This is a genomic window from Caballeronia sp. GAFFF2 (assembly GCF_023631485.1).
GTDB lineage: Bacteria > Pseudomonadota > Gammaproteobacteria > Burkholderiales > Burkholderiaceae > Caballeronia.
In genome coordinates, this window is sequence record NZ_JALQDA010000003.1 from 50339 (window position 1) to 72735 (window position 22397).

General features: G+C 62.1%; 16 protein-coding genes. 5 read left to right on the forward strand and 11 right to left on the reverse strand.

The features are described 5' to 3' along the window. Positions 1-162: 162 nt before the first annotated feature. From NCT04_RS00745 to NCT04_RS00760, 4 genes are all read right to left on the reverse strand, one after another. Positions 163-771 carry a class I SAM-dependent DNA methyltransferase gene (locus NCT04_RS00745; protein ID WP_244826768.1) on the reverse strand — a complete coding sequence of 203 codons (609 nt, stop codon included), beginning with the start codon at positions 769-771 and terminating at the stop codon, positions 163-165. Then, positions 768-1574, reverse strand: a complete 807-nt coding sequence (locus tag NCT04_RS00750; RefSeq protein WP_244826769.1) for a PIG-L deacetylase family protein — start codon at positions 1572-1574, stop codon at positions 768-770. The genes NCT04_RS00745 and NCT04_RS00750 overlap by 4 nt, the downstream gene beginning before the upstream one ends. Further along, positions 1562-2608, reverse strand: coding sequence for an acyl-CoA dehydrogenase family protein (locus NCT04_RS00755; protein WP_250462626.1), 1047 nt, complete (start codon positions 2606-2608; stop codon positions 1562-1564). The genes NCT04_RS00750 and NCT04_RS00755 overlap by 13 nt, the downstream gene beginning before the upstream one ends. A gap of 270 nt (positions 2609-2878) precedes the next feature. After that, on the reverse strand, positions 2879-3898 hold the full coding sequence (locus tag NCT04_RS00760) for a bile acid:sodium symporter family protein (protein ID WP_250462628.1): 1020 nt from the start codon (positions 3896-3898) through the stop codon (positions 2879-2881). A gap of 477 nt (positions 3899-4375) precedes the next feature. On the opposite strand from NCT04_RS00760, the gene NCT04_RS00765 reads away from it, so the two are divergent. Then, entirely contained in the window at positions 4376-4774 is a 399-nt protein-coding gene (locus NCT04_RS00765; RefSeq protein WP_244826772.1) for a hypothetical protein, read from the forward strand. Positions 4775-5286: 512 nt separating this feature from the next. After that, positions 5287-6381 carry a porin gene (locus NCT04_RS00770; RefSeq protein ID WP_244826773.1) on the forward strand — a complete coding sequence of 365 codons (1095 nt, stop codon included), beginning with the start codon at positions 5287-5289 and terminating at the stop codon, positions 6379-6381. 83 nt (positions 6382-6464) lie between these two features. On the opposite strand, the gene NCT04_RS00775 is transcribed toward NCT04_RS00770, so the two are convergent. Beyond that, a complete protein-coding gene (locus NCT04_RS00775) occupies positions 6465-7427 on the reverse strand; it encodes an NAD(P)H-dependent flavin oxidoreductase (protein WP_250462630.1) in 963 nt (320 codons plus the stop codon). 226 nt (positions 7428-7653) lie between these two features. Here NCT04_RS00775 and NCT04_RS00780 point away from each other — a divergent pair, with 226 nt between their 5' ends. Then, a complete protein-coding gene (locus tag NCT04_RS00780) occupies positions 7654-8544 on the forward strand; it encodes an alpha/beta fold hydrolase (RefSeq protein ID WP_250462632.1) in 891 nt (296 codons plus the stop codon). Between the two features lie 31 nt (positions 8545-8575). Here NCT04_RS00780 and NCT04_RS00785 read toward each other — a convergent pair whose 3' ends face one another. From NCT04_RS00785 to NCT04_RS00805, 5 genes are all read right to left on the reverse strand, one after another. Beyond that, on the reverse strand, positions 8576-9478 hold the full coding sequence (locus tag NCT04_RS00785; RefSeq protein WP_250462634.1) for a DUF7164 domain-containing protein: 903 nt from the start codon (positions 9476-9478) through the stop codon (positions 8576-8578). A 542-nt stretch (positions 9479-10020) separates the two neighbouring features. Continuing rightward, positions 10021-10932 carry an MBL fold metallo-hydrolase gene (locus NCT04_RS00790; protein ID WP_250462636.1) on the reverse strand — a complete coding sequence of 304 codons (912 nt, stop codon included), beginning with the start codon at positions 10930-10932 and terminating at the stop codon, positions 10021-10023. Continuing rightward, positions 10929-11483 (reverse strand): FAS1-like dehydratase domain-containing protein, encoded by a 555-nt coding sequence (locus NCT04_RS00795; RefSeq protein ID WP_250462898.1) that lies wholly within the window; start codon positions 11481-11483, stop codon positions 10929-10931. The genes NCT04_RS00790 and NCT04_RS00795 overlap by 4 nt, the downstream gene beginning before the upstream one ends. A gap of 38 nt (positions 11484-11521) precedes the next feature. Then, on the reverse strand, positions 11522-12025 hold the full coding sequence (locus tag NCT04_RS00800) for a YbaK/EbsC family protein (protein ID WP_250462638.1): 504 nt from the start codon (positions 12023-12025) through the stop codon (positions 11522-11524). 30 nt (positions 12026-12055) lie between these two features. Further along, positions 12056-12979 (reverse strand): hydroxymethylglutaryl-CoA lyase, encoded by a 924-nt coding sequence (locus NCT04_RS00805; protein WP_244826780.1) that lies wholly within the window; start codon positions 12977-12979, stop codon positions 12056-12058. A gap of 293 nt (positions 12980-13272) precedes the next feature. Between NCT04_RS00805 and NCT04_RS00810 the strand changes: the two genes are divergently transcribed. Next, positions 13273-20541 (forward strand): non-ribosomal peptide synthetase, encoded by a 7269-nt coding sequence (locus tag NCT04_RS00810; protein ID WP_250462641.1) that lies wholly within the window; start codon positions 13273-13275, stop codon positions 20539-20541. 57 nt (positions 20542-20598) lie between these two features. On the opposite strand, the gene NCT04_RS00815 is transcribed toward NCT04_RS00810, so the two are convergent. After that, positions 20599-21540 carry a 2-hydroxyacid dehydrogenase gene (locus NCT04_RS00815; protein WP_250462643.1) on the reverse strand — a complete coding sequence of 314 codons (942 nt, stop codon included), beginning with the start codon at positions 21538-21540 and terminating at the stop codon, positions 20599-20601. 150 nt (positions 21541-21690) lie between these two features. On the opposite strand from NCT04_RS00815, the gene NCT04_RS00820 reads away from it, so the two are divergent. Further along, the gene (locus NCT04_RS00820) at positions 21691-22290 is read left to right on the forward strand and encodes an RBBP9/YdeN family alpha/beta hydrolase (protein WP_244826782.1); all 600 of its coding nucleotides are present in this window, start codon (positions 21691-21693) and stop codon (positions 22288-22290) included. Positions 22291-22397 lie beyond the last annotated feature (107 nt).

Below are 22397 nucleotides of genomic sequence, written 5' to 3' on the forward strand. Positions count from 1 at the left end.
GCGCGCGCGGTGTTTAGCGCAAACCGGCTACATTCGTTTTGCGGCGATTGTATAGTAAAAAACCGCAAAACAAACCGTGGAGACAGGGTGGGGAAACCACTAAGACCAATGCTGTATGGCGTTTGAAGCCTTTTTGTTTGTTTAGTAAAAAGCAGAAAACATTTACATCGAGCCTTCGCGCTCGTGTACCGAACGCTTGTCGGGCGTCCAAACGTCGAGCAAAAGGTCGTCGTCCCAGTAGTGGCACAAGAGTGGCAAGCCCATTCGACCGCGCAAGCGCGCGTGCACGTCTTCGCCGGTATGCGTCCAGCCTTCCATGGGTTTTCGCCAGTGGCATGCCACGACCGTTCCGTCCGGCGTAAGCGTGCGGCGCACATGTTCGACGATATGCCACAGCTGCGGCTCGTCGAGGTAGTAGCCGATTTCGCTGAGGAGCACGAGATCGAACTTGCCTTCGGGCCACGCGTCCGGAAGCAGCATGTGCTCGACCGTCACGTTGTCGAATTGCGCGATGCGCTGCCGCGTTAGCTCGACGGCGTCCGCGCTGATGTCCGTGGCGACGACTTCGTCGCAGCGCGCCGCAAGCAGCGCCGTTAGTTCACCGTTGCCGCAGCCCGGTTCGAACGCGCGCGCGTAGCGGTCGTTGGGAAGCGTGGCTAGCGTCAACGCGCGCTTGCGGCGTTCGTACCAACGGTTCCTGATCTTCCAGGGATCGTCGTTGTCCTTGTAAAGCTGGTCAAAGTACTGCTTCGGATCGTTGATGTTGCTCATATGAGAATGACTTCGAAGGGCCTCGTCAGGCGGGCCAGGACATGCTCGGGCAGAACCGGCGCTTGTCCGGTCGTTTTATCCGGCTCGGTCTGGCTTCTGAAGGCTTGCACGGCCCGGAGCTTCCTGGTGTGCGTTGCCGCGTCCAGGGCGATGCGCCGCGCGCGGCTCCACGGCACGCGCGAATCGTCCGGCGACGCCCAGTGCCAGGTCCAAAGCGGCACTTCGACAAACGGCAAACCAAGCTCGTTCGCGGCCAGACACGTGGCGCGCCCGACGGCCTCGTGATCGGGATGGCCATCGTACCGCCACGTAGTGAAAACGATGTCACCAGGCTGAAGAAATTTAGCCAGAAGTACTGATAGATCCGCTTCGATTTGTCGCGCCCCGCCATCCGGCAAGCCCAGCCGGACGACTTGCGCGTTACGCAGATGCAGCCGCTGCAAGGCGTCCCGCGTTTCTTGCGGACGTACGCTGGCAAGGCGATCCGGCGTCCATTCGGTCGATTCCGGATGGCTCGCGGTGCCGTCCGTCACGGCGACGATCAACACGTTTCGGCTTAATTCCGAGAGGCGTGAAAGTAATCCGCCCGTACCGAGCACTTCGTCGTCCGGGTGTGGCGCCACGACGACAGCGCGGCCGCCCAGCGGGACGAGATCGGCGGGATCGACTTCCGGTAGCGCGCTCAGCTTGCCCCAGTCCTGCCAGCTTTTCTCGGGCGTGCCTCGCCCTTCGATTACCCTGTCGTGCTCCGGCGCACCGGTTTCGGCGAGCGCCTTCGGCTCTTGCGTCGTCAAACTTTCCATGAGTCAGGCTCCCGTTCGAGCAGATGTTCCGCGAGCGATGCCTCGTCGCGTTCCGCGTGGCTTTGTCTGATGAAGACCGGCAAATCCGCCATCAAGTGAGCGAAGTGATCGTCGCGACAGAGCGGCGCCGCTCCGAGCGCGCGGCCCGCATGCTCGATGACATGCGCGGCGCAGCGTTCGGCCGCCAGACGCGCGCGCATGGCGGCGAGCATGGCGTTGGCCTGCGGCTCGCGGTCGATGAATGCCGCCGTTTCGCGCAGCAGCGCGGCCGTGGCGCAAAGCGTGGTGTCGATGGCGCCGAGATGCGCGAGCTTGTGCGGATCGGCGCCGCGTCGCGCGCCCTTTTCGACGAAGCGCGCAATGCCCGCCGCCGCGCCGAACCAGCACGCTGCAATGCCCGCGCCGCCTTGCCAGAAGCCAGGGCGCTCGACATAGCTTCCCGGCTTGCCGATTCGCCGCGCAGGCACGTTGTCGAAGTGGACATCGACGCTCGCGCTTGCTTGCATGCCGACGGCAAACCAGCCTTCGCGCGTCACCTTGACGCCCGGCTGGCGGATATCGACGGCGGCGAGCATCGGCTCTCCGCGCTCGTTCCAAGCCGTCACGAGCGCGTGTGTCACCGAAGCCGCACCGGAACACCACGCCTTGACGCCGTGAAGAAGCACGTCGTCCGACTCCAGGTTGCCGATGGCCGCAAGGCGGGCGTTCGGCGGCTCGGCGGCCCATACGCCCCACGCTTCGTTCGAGGCGTGATGCTCTTCGTCGAGTTCGGCGAGGATGGCGAGCGCGTCCGTATGGCCTTCGTACAGTTTGACGAGCGCGAGGTCGAAAGCGGCGACGGCGCCGAGCGCGCGCCAGCGCTCGCGCGTGGCGCCGCGGCCGGGCAAGGGCAGCCGGTCGAGGCGCGCGTCGATCAGAACGCGTAGGGCGCGCGCCGTGTCGTCTGCGTTGCCGCGCTGAAAAGACAAATCTCCGAGACATGCTTGCAGGGCGGATGCCGATACAAGCGGCTCGGCGGCCGAGGCGAGTGACATGGCGTGACTCACTCCCAATCTTCGCTGTGCTGGAGGGCGCTAGCGTTCCGCATGGACATCTCCTGTTCTCGTTTGCGCATTACTTGGACAAGAGTGTGGCAAGCGACATGCCCGGACGCCATTCAGCCAGACGGGATAAGCAAAGGCGCCGGACAGGAGTCAGGCAAATCGACTTACGCCGTCCGGCCGAGTCGACGGTATCGATCAGACGGGTTCAAATGCACAAAGGCCGCACGAGGCGGCCTTTGTCGGGAAACGATGATGGATGTGTCAGCGCCGCGCGGTTGCGGCGATGTTCTTGCCTTCGCGCGGGGGGTCAGCCGCGGTCTTGCGCGCGCCCCAGCGTTGCGCCAGGACCGCGCACACCATTAACTGAATTTGATGGAACAACATCAACGGGAGCACGACCGCGCCAACCGTATGGGACGCGAAAATCACCTTCGCCATTGGAATGCCGGAAGCAAGGCTCTTCTTCGAACCGCAGAAGATGATGGTGATCTGATCGGCGCGGCTGAAACCGAGACGCCGCGCGGTAAAGGCCGTTACCAGGAGCGCGACGGTGAGCAGCAGCACGTTGACGACGAGAAGGCCCAAAAGCGTGGAAGCGGAAATCGAATGCCAGATGCCTTCGTTCACGGCTTCGCTGAACGCGACATAGACCACGAGCAGAATCGAGCCTTGATCGACGAACTTGAGCACCGCCTTGCGCCGGTCGATCCACTTGCCGATAGCCGGACGCAGCAACTGCCCCGCCACGAACGGCACGAGCAATTGCATGACGATACTGCCAACCGTATGCCACGGCGAACCCGTTGTCGCCCCATTGCTCGTCACGAGCAAGCCGACGAGCGCAGGCGTGATGAAGATGCCAAGCAGGCTGGACGCCGACGCGCTGCACACCGCCGCAGGCACGTTGCCTTTTGCCATCGATGTGAACGCGATCGACGACTGCACCGTGGAGGGCAATGTGCACAGGAACAGAATGCCGGTGTAGAGAGCAGGCGTGACAAGCGGCATGAGCAACGGCTTGAGCGCGAAGCCAAGCAACGGGAACAGCACGAAAGTGCTCAACAGAACGAGCAGATGCAGCCGCCAGTGTGTTGCGCCAGCGACGATCGCCTCGCGGGATAGCTTTGCGCCATGCAGAAAGAACAGCAGCCCGATAGCAACGTTAGTGATCCAGTTGAACGCCGTGGCCACGTTGCCGCGACAAGGCAAAAAGCTCGCGAGGATGACCGTGCTGACGAGCGCCAGCGTGAAGTTATCGGGAAGAAGTTTGGGCCGCGCCATCGGTTGGATCTCGCACTCGTGCTTACGGGCCGAAGTATTCGGGTACCGTGCGCGTCAAGTCAGTAAAAACCATGATTTTCGCTCGTAGGCGATTGAAAAGGCAAATTCATTTACAGGATTGATTGATTACCACCGCGCATGAGCGCGCTTGTTTTCCTTCGATGCAGAAGCACCAACCGGGCCGCCAGACCGGTCACTTCGACAGTGCGCAAATCCTCGGTGAGCGACTTTTTTCATCGGACGATTTGTCTTTCAAATCAGCAGGATGCAGCGGAAAAACTCCGACGTAACATGGTGTTACAACCATGAATCGGGCCTAACACTTTTTGGCTCGACGGCCGACGCCGGGCGAAATAAATTGTGGAACATGCCGGTCGACGAGTGCGCGCGAGATCTCCTCGCCGTCGCCATTGGTCCGACTTTGACCGGTTGTCCGTTGGGCGTCGACTTCTCTTTTTGCGTCGCCAGCGGGCAGGAATGGTGTCGGACACTGGCTGTTTTCTCGACATGGCGCTCATCGGCATACGCACTACGACTCGCTTTCTTGCAGCCACCGCGATCTCTTCGCTGGCGGTCGCGGGTTCGCTCGCGCTTGCCGGTCCGCGTGTCGAATGGCTGTCGTCGGCGGTGTTTCAAGATTCCGCGAGCAGCCGTCAGTCGCTGCACCATACGCCGGTTGCCGCCAAGGACGGTCTCACGCCAGTGAGCGCTGAAGTGCGGCCCGTGCCGCGCGCCGAACAGGCGGCGTCGCTCAGAGGCGCGGGTTCCATTCGCGCGGACATCGCCCGCTATAACGAAGAGCGCAGCCTGCCACGTCAACCCGGCCGCCCGGTCGATGACGGCCGCACCTCCGGCAACGCCAACTTCCGCAACTGAGTTTCATCTGCTGCGACGTCTTGTTGCAAATCCGCAATGCTTGCGCGTTAACTTCGTGGTTAACTAAAAATTAATTGCGCGTCTAGTTGCGCCGTGACGGTGACGCAATCACGCCACAGTTGTTCATTCGTGACCGCATAAACATTCCTCTCTTTTCGCGCTGAAAGGACAATGCGCCCTGCGCGGGATTTCGCAATCCAAAGCAGTTTCGATTTCCCTTTCATCGCCTTCAAAGGCGCGCCGTTGCTCGGCTTCCTATAAAGACCGCTCGGAACGATTCGGCTTTGACGCGAGAAGCGACGCGCATCGAAGCGTGAAAAGGCGCGCCTGCCTATTCAAACCGTGATACCCGCAATAACCAAAAACATTTTTGACCGGAAAAATGGTCCGTAAAGATGGTGCCGCTCCACTAGCGACACCGCTCTCGCCGAAATCATTAGCCGACAGAAGAGGCGAGTGCACCGTTCCTCGCCCGCCAAGCATTCAATTTTTGACAAACGACAGGAGAGTTCATGAAGCCAACCGTCAACCGTGCGATGAAGACCACGGTCAAGGCCACCGTAGTCGCCGCCATGTTCGGCTTTCTCGCCGCGGGCGCGGCGCAGGCGCAATCGAGCGTCTCGCTTTACGGTCAGGTCGACGAATGGGTCGGCGCACAAAAGTTTCCCGGCGGCGATCGCGCCTGGAATGTGAGCGGCGGCGGTATGTCCACGTCGTACTGGGGCTTGAAGGGCGCTGAAGATCTGGGCAACGGCTACAAGGCGATCTTCACCCTGGAAAGCTTCTTCCGCGCGCAGAACGGCCAATACGGCCGCTTCCAGGGCGACACGTTCTTTGCACGTAACTCGTATGTCGGTATCCAAGGGCCGATCGGTACGTTCACCGCTGGCCGCCTGACGACGCAGTTGTTCGTTTCGACGATTCTGTTCAACCCGTTCGTCGACTCGTATGTCTTCTCGCCGATGGTCTATCACGTGTTCCTCGGTCAGGGCACGTTCCCGACCTACACGACGGATCAGGGCGTGACGGGCGATTCGGGCTGGAACAACTCGTTGCAGTACACGACGCCCGACTTCAACGGCTTGTCCGGCAGCGCGATGTACAGCTTCGGCAACAACGCGGGCGATGGCCGCTCCAAGAAGTACAGCGCGCAGTTCCTGTACTTCCACGGCCCGTTCGCCGCGACCGGCGTTTATCAATATGTGAACTTCAACAACACGCCGGGCGATCTGGTCACCTCGAACGCCTTCGCCATTCCCGGCTACAAGAGCCAGAGCGTTGCTCAGTTGGGTGCGTCGTACGACTTGAAGTACGTGAAGTTCTTCGCCCAGTACATGTACACGAAGAACGACATCGACCCCGGCACGTTCCACGTGAACACGGGGCAGGGCGGTGTGACGGTGCCGCTCGGCCCGGGCCTGGTAATGGCGTCCTATGCGTATTCGCGCAGCAACGGCGGTCTGGACCAGACGCATAAGAGCTGGGCCGTAGGCTACGACTACCCGCTGTCGAAGCGCACCGACGTCTATGCCGCGTACCTGAACGACAAGTACACGAGCATGTCTTCGGGCGATACCTTCGGCGTCGGCATCCGCGCCAAGTTCTGAGTCTTGCGGCAGCAAACGAAAAGCGCGTTCCGGATAATCACCGGAACGCGCTTTTTTTCATCTGAATCTCTGCGACGAGCGTTTCAGCCGATCCGCAAACGCGACTTCGCCTCGTCGTATTCCTGACGCAAGCGCGCGACCAGTTGCGCGACGCTCGGTACATCGTCCATCAGGCCGACGCCTTGGCCCGCGCCCCAGATGTCCTTCCACGCTTTCGCCTTGGCCGCGCTGTCACCGAAATTCATCGCGGTCTTGTCGGACTGCGGCAGCGCTTCGGGATCGAGTCCCGCATTCACGATGCTCTGGCGAATGTAGTTGCCATGCACGCCGGTGAAGAGGTTCGTATAGATGATGTCGGCGGCGTTGGCATCGACGATAGCCTGCTTGTAGCTGTCGAGCGCGTGCGCCTCGCGCGTCGCGATGAAGCGCGTGCCCATGTAAGCGAGGTCCGCGCCCATGGCCTGCGCGGCGAGAATCGAGCCGCCGTTGGCGATGGAGCCTGACAGCACGATGGGGCCGTCGAACATGCGCCGCACTTCGCCGACGAGCGCGAACGGCGAGATCGTGCCGGCGTGGCCGCCCGCGCCCGCCGCCACGAGAATCAGCCCGTCGACGCCCGCTTCGAGCGCCTTTTGCGCGTGCCGCAAGTTGATCACGTCATGCAGCACGATCCCGCCGTACGAATGCACCGCATCGATCATTTCCTTTACCGGTGCGCGCAGGCTCGTGATGAAGATCGGCACCTTGTGCTCGACGCACACGCGAATGTCCTGTTCGAGTCGCGCGTTCGACTGGTGGATGATCTGATTCACCGCGATCGGCCCGATGACCGCATTCGGGTTCGCGGCCTTGTGTTCGGAGAGCGATGCCTGAATCTGCGTGAGCCATTCGTCGAGCAATTCGGCGGGACGCGCGTTGAGCGCCGGAAACGAACCGACGATGCCCGCTTTGCATTGCGCAAGCACGAGTTCGGGATAGCTGACGATGAACATCGGCGAGCCGACGACGGGCAATGCAAGGTTCTGCAGTACGGCGGGAAGTGCCATGGCGCGAGTCTCCGGGATTTCGTACTTATTTTACGGTTGGGGAGTCGTCTTCGAGCGGCTAAATTGAGACGCACGATCGTTCGATTATAGGCACAGGCGCCGCGGCCCTGTCATCCTCCGATTCCCGAGGAAATCCTCGGTTTTACTGTTTGTGTGCACGTTGCTCATCGAGCATTCGGAATGCCGCGCCTACAATGGACCGCTACGCCACGAACAAGAAAACACCATGTCCTTCAGAGGCTACGAGCCGTTTCGCGTGAATGCGGCGGGCGTCGAGATCGTCGGCGAGAAGGGCGGAGACGGCCCGCCGCTTTTGCTTTTGCATGGCTATCCGCAAACGCACGAGATCTGGCATTCATGCGCCGATGAACTCGCGCGGCACTTCACCGTGATCGCCACCGACTTGCGCGGCTATGGCGCATCGGCCAAGCCGCCGAGCGACGAACGCCACGCGCCTTACTCCAAACGCGCCATGGCCGCCGATCAAGTCGCGGTCATGCGTCACTTCGGCTTCGAACGTTTTCTCGTGTGCGCGCACGATCGCGGAGCGCGCGTCGCGCATCGCATGGCGATCGATTTTCCCGATGCCGTCGATCGCCTGATGCTGCTCGATATTGTGCCGACGCTTGCGATGTTCGAAGCCACTGACCGCGCGTTGTTGAGCGCCAACTTCCACTGGTTCCTGATGAACCAGCCATCGCCCTTTCCGGAAAAGATGATCGGCGCCGATACGACCGGGTTCATCGAACACTTGATGGGCCGTGGCCGTGCGGGTCTTGCGCCGTTCGCGCCGCACGCGCTGCAGGCATATCGCGATGCACTGGCCGCGCCCGATGCGGTGTTTGCGACATGCGAGGACTATCGCGCGTCGGCGGGCATCGACCTCGAACACGACCGGGACGACACCGAGCGCGGCGTGAAGATAGCGTGCCCAATGCGCGTGCTGTGGGGCGAGCAAGGCGTGCTCGAGCGCGCGTTCGATGTGCTTGGTCAATGGCGGCGCGTCGCGCGCGACGTAAGCGGCCGCGCGCTCGATTGCGGCCATTACGTGCCGGAGGAAGTGCCGCAGGAGTTACTCGTGGAGATGCGTGCGTTCTTCGAAGCAGAGTTCTGCTGACAAAGAGCCGATGATCTCAGACGCGGCGGCCTTACGCATGCGTCGAAAGTGCTTGGTTGGCTTCGGCCCGGACTTGTTCTATATCGGACGCCGCCAGCCAGTGGCAATAACCACCCAGCGTGGACCTGTCGATGTCCTGCAGCGCAATGTGGTTGTACGCGCCTTCGCGATACTTCAATTTCGACCAGTACTCTTCTGTTTGCCACGCATGAATATTCAGGACATCGCTGCCATGCGTAAGCGACGCGTAGGGGAAATGGTCGAGAAGTCCTATGGAGCAACGCTGCGGATACGTGCGGCGTAGCGCTAGCTCTCCTGCATACATGGTGATCACGTTTCTGCACCAGCCTGGCCACTCTCCACGGAAGTCTTTGAACTCCTCGTCGAGCAGGCGGATGCAACAGTCCATTTGAGCCGGCAAAAAGTCGCACACCATTGTCGATGGCCCCAGCACCGACGCACCGATATTGTGTAAGCCGGAATGAGGAAATCCCCACCGGGCACTGCATTCGTTAAGTTTCTGTCGGACCGACGCCTCATATGCGTAGGCTCCGAAACCAAAGCAAAGGCCGGCAGGATGAAACTTCGACAGCGCGGGCGTCACAAAGGTGTCGCAATCTGTTTTCAGAATGTAATCGAACTGCCGACAAACGTCTAAAACTGCTTTATCGCAGAGATTGGCGACAGAATTGATGTATCCATAATCCGACCATTCGCTGTTTTTCTGAGAATAAGGAATACTCGGAATAGCGACTATATTACTGTCTCGCGGCAGTTTAGATGTTGCTTCCGGATGGCACACGACAATTAACGTGCTTCGGTCAAACAAGCCTGTATGGATGATGCTCTTATAGAGCCAGCCAAATTCCTCAATGTTACTCGGAACATTGTCTACATACACCAGTATGCCGATATCTTTTCGTGCTTGATTCAAGAAAGACCTTTAACGATATATTTATTCAGTGCCAGCGGCGAAGTTGGCCTGCGCTTGCCGGCACTTGGCACTTCTGCTCGCTTAGATCACGGGAAAGATAGTAACGGGACCGCTACAGTGGATGCAGATACGATTTTTCTACGATTAATGTCCATTATGATTTTTATTGAGTTGTAAAAATGGAGGCTCAAAATTACTTAAATTCAAGTAATCTCGGGCGTTTTAATCGTAACGGAAGCAATTGCCTGCATCAATGCCGATTTTTCTTATTACTTGAGCAAAGTCGTGCCTGTTTTGTCCTTGAGCTTACGGCGTTATGCATCGCTTTGCCGCACATGCAAATCGCATTAAACGGCATTAAAATGAGTGTCGATAGCGCGAACATGGTTGCCTTTAGTGTGCGCGTGTCGTCAACTTACTGTAGGGAAAGCACCGATGCACGTGATATAGCGGCGGGTTACGATGGCGTCGACGTTGATCACGTCCATACTATTCCGCCGCTTGCCGTAGCTGACAAGCGGCTTTCTTTTTGCGCGCGGAGTTCATACCGCCGAGAGCATGTCGCCATCCACGTTGAGCGATCCGCCGCGCGCCAATTCCCCGACGATCTTCTCCAGCAATGCGCGATGTTGCGCGGGCGCGGCAAGCGCGTTCGCGGCGGCGCGCATGGCGCGGGCAGATGCGGTCATCGCGAGCAAGGTGTCGAAGGACATCGAACGCACGTCCATCAACTTGAAGACGATCAGCACTTTCAGCGCGTTCTTTGCGTTGCGGGCAGGGTCGGCACGCAGATAGTCGAGCCGCGACGCGGCCACGTCGAGTGCGCGCGCGACATCGGTGAAAGGCGCGCCGTGGCCCGGAACGACGACATCGACATCGAGTTGCGCGATGAGATCGAGCACCGCGCGTTCTTCCGCAAAACCGCTTTCGCCTTCGAGTTCCGGAAAAATCACGCCAAAGCCGTTTTCCCACAACGCGTCCGCGCTGATGAGGATGCGCGCCTCGGCGCAATACAGCATGAGCGAGTGCGGATCGTGGCCCGGCGCGCCCAGCACGGACCATTCGAAGCCGCCGAGCATGAGCGTGGCGCCATTCTCGACCGTGCCGTCGAACGTGAACCGGTCACAACGCTGCGCCGTGGCGTGAAACGTCAGCGCCTCTTCGTCCCAGACACGCACCGCGTGCGCTTCACTTTGCGGGATCAGCGTATTGCACGCATAGGTGCGTTGCAGCAGTGCGTTGCCGCCGCAGTGATCCGAATGCAAGTGCGTGTTGACGATCAGATCGAGCTTGCGCGTGCCGAGCGCGTGCTGCACGAGCGCCAGCGTTTGCGGCGCGTGCGAGACGTAGCCCGTGTCGATCAACGCCGTGCCCTCCTCGCTCGCGAAGAGCACGTTGTTCGACGACAACCAGCCGCGCTCGAACACCGTCATGGAAGCGGGCAGCGCGATCACGCCTGCTCCTTCGGCATGACGACGATAGTCGCCGTCGCCTCGATCACCGTCTCGCCAAGCTGATTCACCGCGCGGCCCGCGAGCTTCACCAGGTCGCCGCGAAGGCTCGTCTTCCACTTTGCATCGAGCACTTGCCAGCGCATGGCGAGCACGTCGCCGGCCTTCACCGCGCGCGTGAGCTTGATGCCGAACTCCAGTCCAAGCGGTTGCGCGTAAGTCGAGAAGTGTTCGGCGATCATCGCCATGAGATGCGCGGTCGGTTGCGTGCCCGACGCGATCAGCGAGCCGAAACGGCTGGCGCGCGCATACGCTTCGTCGTGATGCAGCGGGTTGGTGTCGTTGACGAGCGTGGCGAAGTGGCGAATGGAGTCCGCCGGCAAGGCAAGCGTCGCTTCGAACGATTCGCCGATACGCACCACGCGCGCGCCGCGACGACGGCTTTCGCCACGCGCGAGCACGTCGCGTTTCGCGTCATCGTCAATGGATGACCACGCCGCGATTTCGTCGATGGTGCGCAGGCAGCCGTCGCAATAGCCCGTCTCCGGATTCATGCGGCAGACGTCCACGCACGGCGACGCGACTTCGCCTTTCATGACGCGCGCAAGGCGACATCGACAACCGGCGCGCCCGTCAGCGACACGAGTTCTTGCGGCGTCAGATTGAACACCGCGTGCGGATGACCCGCCGCCGCCCACAGGCTTTCGAGCGTGAGCAAGTCTTCGTCGATGAGCGTCACGGGTTCGGTCGCATGACCGATCGGACATACGCCGCCAATGGCATAGCCGGTTTTCTCGCGCACGAACTTCGCATCCGCGCGCGCCAGTTCGCCGACGTGCGCCGCGACCTTCGCTTCGTCCACGCGATTCGCGCCGCTTGCGATCACGAGCACGGGCGCGTCGTCGTCGCGGCGCCGGAAGAGAATGGACTTGGCGATCTGCGCCACGGAACAGTTCAATCCCGCCGCCGCTTCCGCCGATGTCTTGCCGGTTTCCGGCAGCATCACGACGGGCCGCGCGTGACCGCGTTCCTGCAACAGAAGCGCGACGCGGCGCGCGGAATCGGGGAGGTCATCGAGATTCTGTACTTCGGTCATTGCTTTCCTTTCCATCGAACGATCAACGGGTCAGACGCAGGCGGCAACGGCGTCGCGCTGCTTGGCGAGCAGCGCCTTGCCCGCACGCGACGAACTCGGCTTGCCGATGGCGCGCGAAATGAAGTCGCCTGTCTCGACCAGTCGATCCAGGTCGATGCCCGTCTGGATGCCGAGTCCATTCATCAGATACACGACGTCTTCGGTCGCGACGTTGCCTGTCGCGCCCTTGGCATACGGACAGCCGCCGAGCCCCGCAACCGACGCATGAAATATCTCGATGCCTTCGAGCAGCGCCGCATAAATGTTGCCGATGGCCTGCCCATAAGTATCGTGGAAATGTCCTGACAGGCGTTCGCGCGGAAACGCTTTCGACGCCGCCGCCAACACTTCGCGCGTGCGCTTGGGCGTGCCGACGCCGATGGTATCCGCGATATCGATTTCGTCGCAGCCGAGCGCCTTCATGCGCTCGACGACATCCACCACCGACGCCACGCTCACCTCGCCCTGATACGGACAGCCGAGCGCGCACGAGATGCTGCCGCGCAGACGCAAGCCTGCGTCCTTCGCGGCTTTCGCGACCGGCTCGAAGCGCGCGATGCTTTCCGCGATGCTGCAATTGATATTCCTTTGCGAGAACGCCTCGCTCGCCGCGCCGAAGATGACGATCTCGTCGGCCTTTGCTTCGAGCGCGCCCTCGAAGCCGCGCAGATTCGGCGTGAGCACGGAGTAAATGGTGCCCGCGCGACGCTCGATGCCCGCCATCAACGCGCTGGCATCCGCCATTTGCGGCACCCATTTCGGCGAGACGAACGAAGTCGATTCCACATTGACGATGCCCGCACGCGCGAGCCGGTTCACGAGCTCGATCTTGGTTTCCGTGGCGACGAATTCCTTCTCGTTCTGCAAGCCGTCGCGCGGCCCGACTTCGACGATTTTTACTTGAGTGGGGATCATGTCTGTCTCCTTGCGATTCTCTGACGTCGGTTCGTTGCGTCAGCCAGTTTGCCACATCGGAAGCGAGCGCAAATGTCTGCTTGATTCAAGTAGCTTGGATGTATTGATTGCCGGATGGCAGTTAATGCTTTGATTGAATTGTAGTTTTTTGGCGTTTCACTTCTTTAACGAAAGGCCTGCTAACTATCATGGGCAGCCGAGAATGCCAGCCGGTCCGGGCGAGCGCGACGAGGCGAGGCGACTGGCTCGGTCACTTAGTCCCAAGGAACAACGCCGAACGGCAGAAGGTCATCATGAAGTTCGAAACTTATCCGCTTTCCCGAACGCAGGCGCGTGCGGCGAAGCAAACCGCCGCGGCACGCAATCTGTGCGCGGTCTTTCGACTGGACAACGTTCCCGACAGCGCGCGACTGGCGCGCGCGGTGGCGCGCGTGGCGCGGCACTCGCAACCGTTGCGCTGGCGCGTGATCCACGGCGACGATGGTCCGCGCTATCTGCTGCATGAAATCGGGTTGGCAGAACTCGAAGTCGTCGATATCGACGATGCCGATGAAGCCAGCGCATCCTCCATCATTCAGATGCTGTGCGCACGTCCGCTTCGGATAGACGCCGGCGCGCCTTGGGCGCTCACGTTGTTGCGCGGCGCATCTCGCGGCTATCTGGTCTTCGCCTGCCATCCCGCGCTGCTGGACCGCTTCTCATTGCAGCCGTTGTTCGCGGCGATCTCGCGCTCGTACGCGGGCGAGACGCTCGCAGGCGAGCTTTCGCTGGATCAGCGCGGCGTGCTCGTTGCGGAGCGCGCGTCGATGGAAGCGGAGCAATGGCGCGGCGATCTCGCGTTCTGGGTTCGGCAACTGGCCGATGGCGAATTCGCCTGGCAGCCGCCGCGCGTGGAAGGCGCGCCCGGCGAAGCGAGCTTTACGATGGCGCTCGGCGCCGCTACGAGTGGAGCGTTGCGTGAACAGGCCCGCGTGCTCGGACTGAGTATCGAATTTCTGCTGCAGAGTTGCCTGCATGTGCTGCTGCAGAAGATGTCGCGACAGTCGGCGGTGATTACGGCGCATCATCGGCGCGGGCGGGAGCAGTCATACGAGACGATGGGGCACGACGAGCGTCTGCGCTTCATCTGCAGCGAGTTCGACGACGCCATGACGTTGCGCCAGTATCTGCATCATGCGGCGTCGCGATTGGCGATGGCGGATTTCCACGGCAACATTCCCGCAGGCGATATCTTCGACGAACTCAAGCGCCTGCGTCCGGAATACGAACGCGCGACCACTGTGCTGTGCGAGCGCGATCATCTGCCGCATGACGCGCTCGTTCTCGGCGGCGCTCGCGGCGTGCTGCTCACGCGCTTCTGCCGCCGGCCCAAACGGCAGGACGTGGCGATCTATCTGCACGTGAGCGAGGACATCACGCTGCATGTGCAATTGCGTCATCCGCAAGCTTCGAACGGCCTTTCCATCGCCCTCGAACACTACGCGGCATTGTTGTCGGGACTCGCGGTACAACTCGACACGCCTGTCGGCGAGCTCGGTTTCGACACCGCATCGCTCGATGCGCGCCGTCGCGCGTGGTCGCATGGCGCGCCGCTTGCATCGCCGCCGCGCGATGTGCTTGCGTGCATCGACGAGATGGTGCGAACTCAGCCAGATGCGCCGGCGCTGAGTGGCCCCGATGCGCGTTTCACCTACGCGGAACTGGCGGAAGCATCGGCGCGTATCGCGGACGCGCTTGCGCCCCACGCGAAGGCCAATGGTCTTGTCGGCGTATGCGTGTCGCGCGGTGCGCGAGTCGTGGCGGCCATGGTCGGCGTGCTGGCGGCCGGCGCGGGATATGTTCCGCTTGATCCGTTGATGCCCGAAGAGCGGCTGCGTTTCATGGCCGAGGATGCGCAACTGTGCGCCGTGATCGCGGACACCGCGACGCAAGCGCGAGTGCGCGCCGCATTCGATTGCCCGGCGCTGCTCATCGAAGACATGTTTGATACACCGAGCGGCGGGCCATCGGCGCTGTTTCGCGGGACCGATCCGTCGCACGCTGCGTATGTCATCTACACCTCCGGCACGACGGGCCGGCCGAAGGGCGTCGTGATCGAGCGCGGCATGCTCGCGCACATGATCGCGTCGCTCGAAGGCCGTTACGCACGCAATCCGGGCACGCGCTGGCTGCAGTTCGCATCCGTCAATTTCGACGCCAGTGTCTTCGAGATTTTCAATCCGCTCGCACATGGCGGACAACTCGTGGTTGCACCGGACTCGGTTCGCGCCGATCCCGCCGCGCTGTTCGACTTTCTCGCGCAATCGCGCATCACGCACGCATTTCTGCCGCCGGCCGTCTTGCGCTTGCTGCCGCGCCGCCCGTTGCCGGAACTCGACACGATCATGTGCGGCGGCGAAGCAAGCGACGACGACACCGTGCGCTTCTGGTCCTCGGTCGTGCGCTTGTCCAACATCTACGGCCCGACCGAGGCGACCGTGCTCTGCACGGAGAACACCTTCGGCGACCAGAAGCTTGCCAATCAACTGGGCCGCCCGCTGCCCGGCTACGCCATTCATTTGCTCGATGCCAACGGGCGCGGCGTGCCGCTCGGCGGTATCGGCGAGCTATGCATTGGCGGAGAGTCGGTGGCGCGCGGGTATTTGCGTCGTCCGGAAATGACGGCGGAAAAGTTCATCGATGACGCAAACGCAAACGAAGGCCGGCTGTATCGCTCCGGCGACCTTGGCCGCTTCCTTCCCAATGGAGAGATAGAGTTCCTCGGCCGCAGCGACTTTCAGGTGAAGGTGCGCGGTTATCGGATCGAGATCGCCGAGGTCGAGCATGTGATCGCGACGCAGCCGGAAGTCAGCGCGGTGTGTATCGGCACGCACAGGCATCAGGGCAGCAACGCGCTGGTCGCCTGGTACACGGCGAACGGGCTCGCCGCCGCCGAGCTGCGTCAGCGGCTGGAGACGCTTTTGCCGGCCTATATGGTTCCCGCGTTCATCGTGCCGATTGCACATTGGCCGCTCACCTTGAACGGCAAGATCGATCGCGCGCGCTTGCCCGCGCCTTCGACGCCCTCATCGCAAGCGAGCGCACGCCAGTTCGATTCGCTCGAATGCGCTGTGCAATCGGCGTGGGCCGCGACGCTTGACGTGACGCCGGATGCCATCGACGAAAGCAGTCACTTCTTCGAGGCAGGCGGCCATTCGTTGCTGGCGACGCTGGCTTGCGGACGTATTGGCGCGGCGCTCGGCGTGAACGTGAAGCCCGGCCTTCTGCTTGCCCATCCCGGTTTCGATGCGTTCTGCCACGCCCTGCGCAATACGCTCGATGGCGACGACGCTCTGCCGCCCTTGCTTCACGATGCACGAGCCGCGCCGAGCGTCGCGATAACGAGCGGCATCGTCGAGGCGCTGTTTCATCGCGCGCGCATCGACCGGACTGACAACGCGTACAACATTGTCGTGCGCGCCGACTTCTCGCGCGAAGTGAATCCACTCGAACTGCATGCGGCGCTCAAACGGCTTTTCTCGCGCGATTCGCTCTTCAGTTCCACCCTCACGGATGCTCACGGTGAACTGCGTCTAATTTCGGTGGCGTCTCGCGACTCCGCGCTCATTCCGATCCAAAGCGCCACGGCGGAGACGATCCGCGCGCACATCGACGCATGGACCACGGCAGCGATTCATCCGGACGCAGCGCCTTGCTGGCGCGCGCACATGCTGCTCGATGCCGAAAGCGGCGTGAGCACGGTCCTTATCGGCGTCCATCACGCGCTGTTCGACGGCTGGTCGCTCAAGCTTCTGCTCGATGAACTCGCGGCGCTTTACGAAGGTAAGCCGTTTGCGCAGCGCACGCCGAACTGGTTCGACTACTGCGCGTGGATGCATGAGATAGCGAAAACGCCGGCGCATGCGCGCGCACGAAACTACTGGACGAACAAGCTGCGGGGCACGCCACTGCGCCTCGAATTGCCATTCGATTTCACCACGCGCCACGCCAACACGAACCGCATCGTTCCCGTTCACCTCACGCGAGAACGCGCCGACAAGCTGCGCCGTATCGCGCAGGATCGAGGCACGACGCTATCGCCCGTGCTGTTCGCGCTGCACCTCGCCTGGCTATGGCGCCTGAGCGGGCAGCCGACGATTGTGAGCGGCTACCCTCAGGCGGGCCGCGACATTCCCGGCAGCGAGAACGTCTACGGCATGCTCGTGTCGATGGCCGTGATGAAAGTGCGCATCGATCCGCGTCAGAGTTTCGGCGAACTCGTCTCGGCCGTGCACGCGCAAATGCTCGAAGACCGCGATCATCTGCTCGCCACGCCTTACGAGGCCGGCATCGAAGATATCGGCGCGCTCAACACGCTGTTCAGCTTGCAAAGCGGCATCGACTTGCAGGCGCGCATCGGCGCTGGCAGCGTCAGCGTGGAGGAGTTGCCGACGAAGACCTCGAAGGCCGATATTTCCGTGATCCTTTACGCGAATCAGCAAGGGGAAATCGATGGCCGTATCGAATACGATGGTTCGCTCTTCGAAGCGCGCTCGGCCCACGCAATGAAAGACGTGCTGGACACCCTCATCGACGCCGCCGCGAATCAGCCTTCCGCGCTCGTCGGTGAGTTCGCCTATCTGAGCGATGCGCAACGCGCGCTCATCACGGGCTTTTCGCGCGGCGCGCCGCTCGACGACGCGGCTTCGTCGATACCGGCGCGCTTCGCATCGATAGCGTCGCGCTTTGCCGATCGCGAAGCCATTCGCTTCGAGAACGAAACACTGCGCTATGACGAACTCGACGCTCTGAGCGAGCGCATTGCCGGCGGCTTGCTGGAACGCGTGACGGAGGGCTCGTGCGTCGGTCTGGCGATGGCGAAGGGCCCGCTTCTCGTCGCCGCGATTCTGGGCGTGCTCAAGGCCGGTTGCGCTTATGTGCCGCTCGACCCTTCCTATCCCGCCGAGCGTCTCACGCACTTCGCAACCAACTGCGCGCTTACCGCATGTATCGCCGATGCAGACGGCTGCGCCGGCCTCGAAGCCGCGCAACTCTCGCATCTCACCTTTCTCGATGCCGACATGCTCGCGCGAGCCGTCCCGCGCGCGCGCCCGGATGTATCGCCCGATGCACTCGCTTACGTCATCCACACCTCCGGCTCGACGGGCAAACCGAAGGGCGTGCTGATCGAACATCACAGCGTCGCGCGCATGGTCGCGGGCGCGGCGACGGCGCTCGGTTATGCGGCTGGCTGCATCAGCACGCTCGTGGCATCGACGAATTTCGACGCCAGCGTGCTCGAAATTTTCCTGGCGCTTCTGAATGGCGGCACGCTCGTCATCGCCCCCGAAGCGGCGCGGCGTGACCCCGAAGTCCTGCACGGCCTGCTCGAGCGCGAATGCGTGACGCACGCCATTCTCGCGCCGGTGCTGTTGCAAGGCTTGCCGAAACGGCCGTTGCCTGCCATGCAGATGCTTGCGTTCGGCGGCGATACCCTCGACGAAACCGCCGCGCGCTGGTGGTCCGGCCAGACGCGCCTCTTCACGCTCTATGGCCCAACCGAAGCCACGGTGATGGCAACCTGCGGCCAGATCGCGCCCGATGGCCGCGTGCGCGTGCTCGGCAAGCCGCTGGCCGGCTATGACGTCTATCTGCTCGACGCGCAGTCGCAACGCGTGCCGGTGGGCTCTATCGGCGAGATTTGTATCGGCGGGGCGAATCTCGCGCGCGGCTATCGCAACGAATCGACACTGACCATGCGCCGCTTCGTTGCCGATCCGTTCGCGGGCAAGCCCTATGCACGGATGTATAAGACCGGCGACCTCGGGCGCTATCTCGCGGATGGCGAAATCGAGTACTTCGGCCGCAACGACGAACAGATCAAGCTGCGGGGTTTTCGGATCGAGCTGGGCGAAATCGAGAACGAGCTTGCCAGCGTGCCGGGCGTGGAGAGCGTGGCCTGCGCGATGCGCGGCGAAGGCGAGCAACGCTACATCGCGGCTTATTACGTGCTGCAAGCGGATGCGTACGTCGATGAAGACAGGCTGCGCGCGCAGGTTGCGGCCGCGTTGCCGGATTACATGGCGCCCGCGCGCTATACCGAGCTTGCGGCTCTGCCCGTTTCGGGTTCCGGCAAGATCGATCGCCGAGCGCTGCCCGAGCCGGCGGCACGATCGAGCGGCGCACCGCCGCGCGCGGGAGTAGAAGCGGACATCGCCGCGATCTGGTGTGCGCTGCTCCATCTCGATACCGTCAGCCGCGAAGACGACTTCTTTCGTCTCGGCGGCAACTCCATTCTCGCAATGCGCATGCATGCGCGCGTGCGCGCCGAGACGGGCATCGATTTCGCGATTCCGGCGTTTTATCGCGCGCCGACCATCGCGGCTCTCGCCAATGGCGATGGTTACGACGACATCGCCCGCGCCGTCGCGGACGCCGCCTTGCCGCTCGCGGCGCCCGACGTTGCGCTGCCGCCGTGGCGCGAGAAAAACGGCGCGCGCATCGGCAGCGTCGTTCTGACGGGCGCGAGCGGGTTTATCGGCATTCATTTGCTGGCCGAACTGAGCCGTCGGACCGATACGATCTTCTGTCTTCAACGCTGCGCCGATCCCGCAGCGGGCCTTGCGCGTCTTGTCGATGAAGCGCGTGCAGCCGGTCTGGCAATCGATTTTTCGCGCGTGCAGGTGCTGTGCGCCGATCTCGGGCGGCCGCGTCTCGGTCTGTCCGATGCCGGCTGGCAGCAGCTCGCCGAGCGTGCGGATGCAATCCTGCATTGCGGCGCGCTCGTACATCATCTGCACGGTTACGGCAGTTTGAAGGCCGCGAACGTGGGCGGCACCGAGGCGTTGCTGCAACTTGCGTTATCGGTGCGCATGAAGCCGTTGTGCTTCCTTTCCACCATGTCCGTGCCGATGATGCAACAAGGCGCGACACGCGTCGAAGAGCGTATCGACGGCGCGAGGCCGCAGTCCGACAACGGCTATTTGCTTGGCAAATGGGTCGGCGAGCAGCGCGTGCTGGCGTATAGCCGCGCATACGGCTTGCCGGCCACGGTCGTGCGCGTGGGCAACGTCACGGGGCACGGGGAGAGCGGCTATAGCAACTATCGGCATAACCACTTTTGGCTCTTCAATCAGGGATGCATTCAGATGGGCGCGTATCCTGCCACGGGGCAGCCCGTGGAAATGACGCCGGTCGATTTGCTCGCCCGCGCCGTATGCGCGCTGGCGCTGCATCCGCGAGATGGATTGCATGTGGCAAATCTGCAGAACCCGGAGCGTATTGAACAGGCGGAATGGTTCGATGCGCTCGCCAGGCAAGGTCTGCGCGCGAATCCGGAAACGCCGGAAGCGTGGAAGCAGCGCCTCGCGACGATAGACCCGACTAACGGTCTGGCGCTTCTCCGTGATTTCTACACGGGTGACCTCGACTGGCACGACATGCCGGTCGAACAGATCGGCACGATTAGCCGGCTCGCGCAGTTCGATGTGAGTCTTACAATCGACCGTGCGCGGTTGATGCGCGTCTATGTGCGGTATTTACGCAATGAAGGCTTCATGCCGATCGAGGCAAAAACCATGTGAGGCCGGCGCTGCCGTCTCCTTCAGGCAAGACGGCAGCGCCGCTTACGGTCTTCGCATTCAATACCCTCGCGAAAAATCCACGATACCGCCAATGGTTTCCCCGCGCGACAGCGCCTTGATCTTCGCCGCGATCTGCACGATGCTCTCCTCGCGCAACGTCTCCGCCGAGATATGCGGCGTGACCGAGACGCGCGGATGCTTCCAGAACGGATGCTCCTTGGCCAACGGCTCGACATGAAACACATCGAGCGTCGCGGCGGCGAGCTGGCCGCTCTCGAGGGCGGCGAGAAGGTCGTCATCGACGAGATGCGGACCGCGCGCCACGTTCACGAGATAAGCACCGCGCGCGAGCTTCGCGAAAGTGCGCGCGTTGAGAATGCCTTCCGTGTCCGGTGTATGCGGCAGCAAGTTGACGAGCACGTGCACGCCATCTAGAAACGCATCGAAGCGCTCGGGACCCGCATAAACCTCGACACCTTCTATTGTCTTCGCCGTGCGGCTGTAGCCTCGCACCGGCACGCCGAGCTTGAGAAGCCCGCGCGCCACTTCACCACCGAGAACGCCGAGACCCAGCACACCCACCGTGAACGATGCGCGCGCATGCTGCGTAAGTTTCTGCCAGCGTCCCTCCCTTTGCAGCGCTTCGTATTCGTCGAAGCGGCGCAGGTAGCGCAGAACGGCATACGTCGAATACTCGACCATTTGTTGCGCCATGCCGGTGTCTTCCAGACGCACGAGCGTGGCGTTCGGCGGCAGCGTGCCGGGTTCCTTGCGCTCGACATCGAGGATTGCATCGACGCCCGCGCCGAGATTGAAGATGGCCTTCAATTCCGGCCGGTTCGCGAAGAGTTCGCGCGGCGCGCGCCAGACGATGGCGTAATCGGCGGGCGCGGTGTCGCCAGGCTGCCAGATGCGCAGATCGGCGTCCGGCAGTTCGCGGCGCAAACCGCCGAGCCATGCGTCGGTGTCCGCGTGCTCTTCGTAGAAGATGATTTTCAACGTCCGCCTCCGTCGTTCGATCCACCCATTCTAAAGGGTGCAAACGCGTGCGGCTGCATCCGCGAGCATATCGACATGACGATTGATTCGTTCGTCCTTGCCGCGCGCCACGCGAAAATGCAAGGTGAACAATGTCAGCGAGAACCGCACATGACGACCAGCAATCGAACACCGCGCCCCGCGCTGCTGACGGTGCCCGGCTTGCACGGCAGCGAGGGCGCGCACTGGCAAAGCTGGCTCGAGCATCAGTATGCCGATACATCGCGTGTCGAACAGGCAGACTGGGACGCACCGCATCTCGACATCTGGGCGAACGCCGTGCTCGCGCAACTCGCGACCATTCGCCGTCCTGTCGTGCTTGCCGCGCATAGCTTCGGCTGTCTCGCGACGGCGCACGCGCTCGCGCAGAATCGAACCGATGCCGAAGTCGTCGGCGTATTGTTCGTCGCGCCCGCGAGCCCGGAGAAGTTCCGTTTCGCCGGTCACTTCGAACCGACGCGTCTTGCCGTGCCTTCCATTCTCGTCGGCAGCGAAACCGATCCGTGGATGCCGCTCGACCACGCGCGCGATCTTGCAGCACGGCTTTCGAGCGCGTTCGTGAATCTCGGCGATGCCGGTCATATCAACACGGCGGCGGGTTTCGGTCCGTGGCCGCGCGCGAAATATTTCATCGACACGCTGGCTCAATATGCTTACCCTGCTGAAAGTTTCGCGGGCGAAGTCTCCTTGCACGAGCACGCGTATGGCTGATGCGCCCGGTTTCATCGACGAACATGAACCATCCGGCCGCCATCGCGCGGCCTTTCTTTTGCAATCGCATTCTTGAGGACGATATGGCGGGATACAGTAAGCGCGTG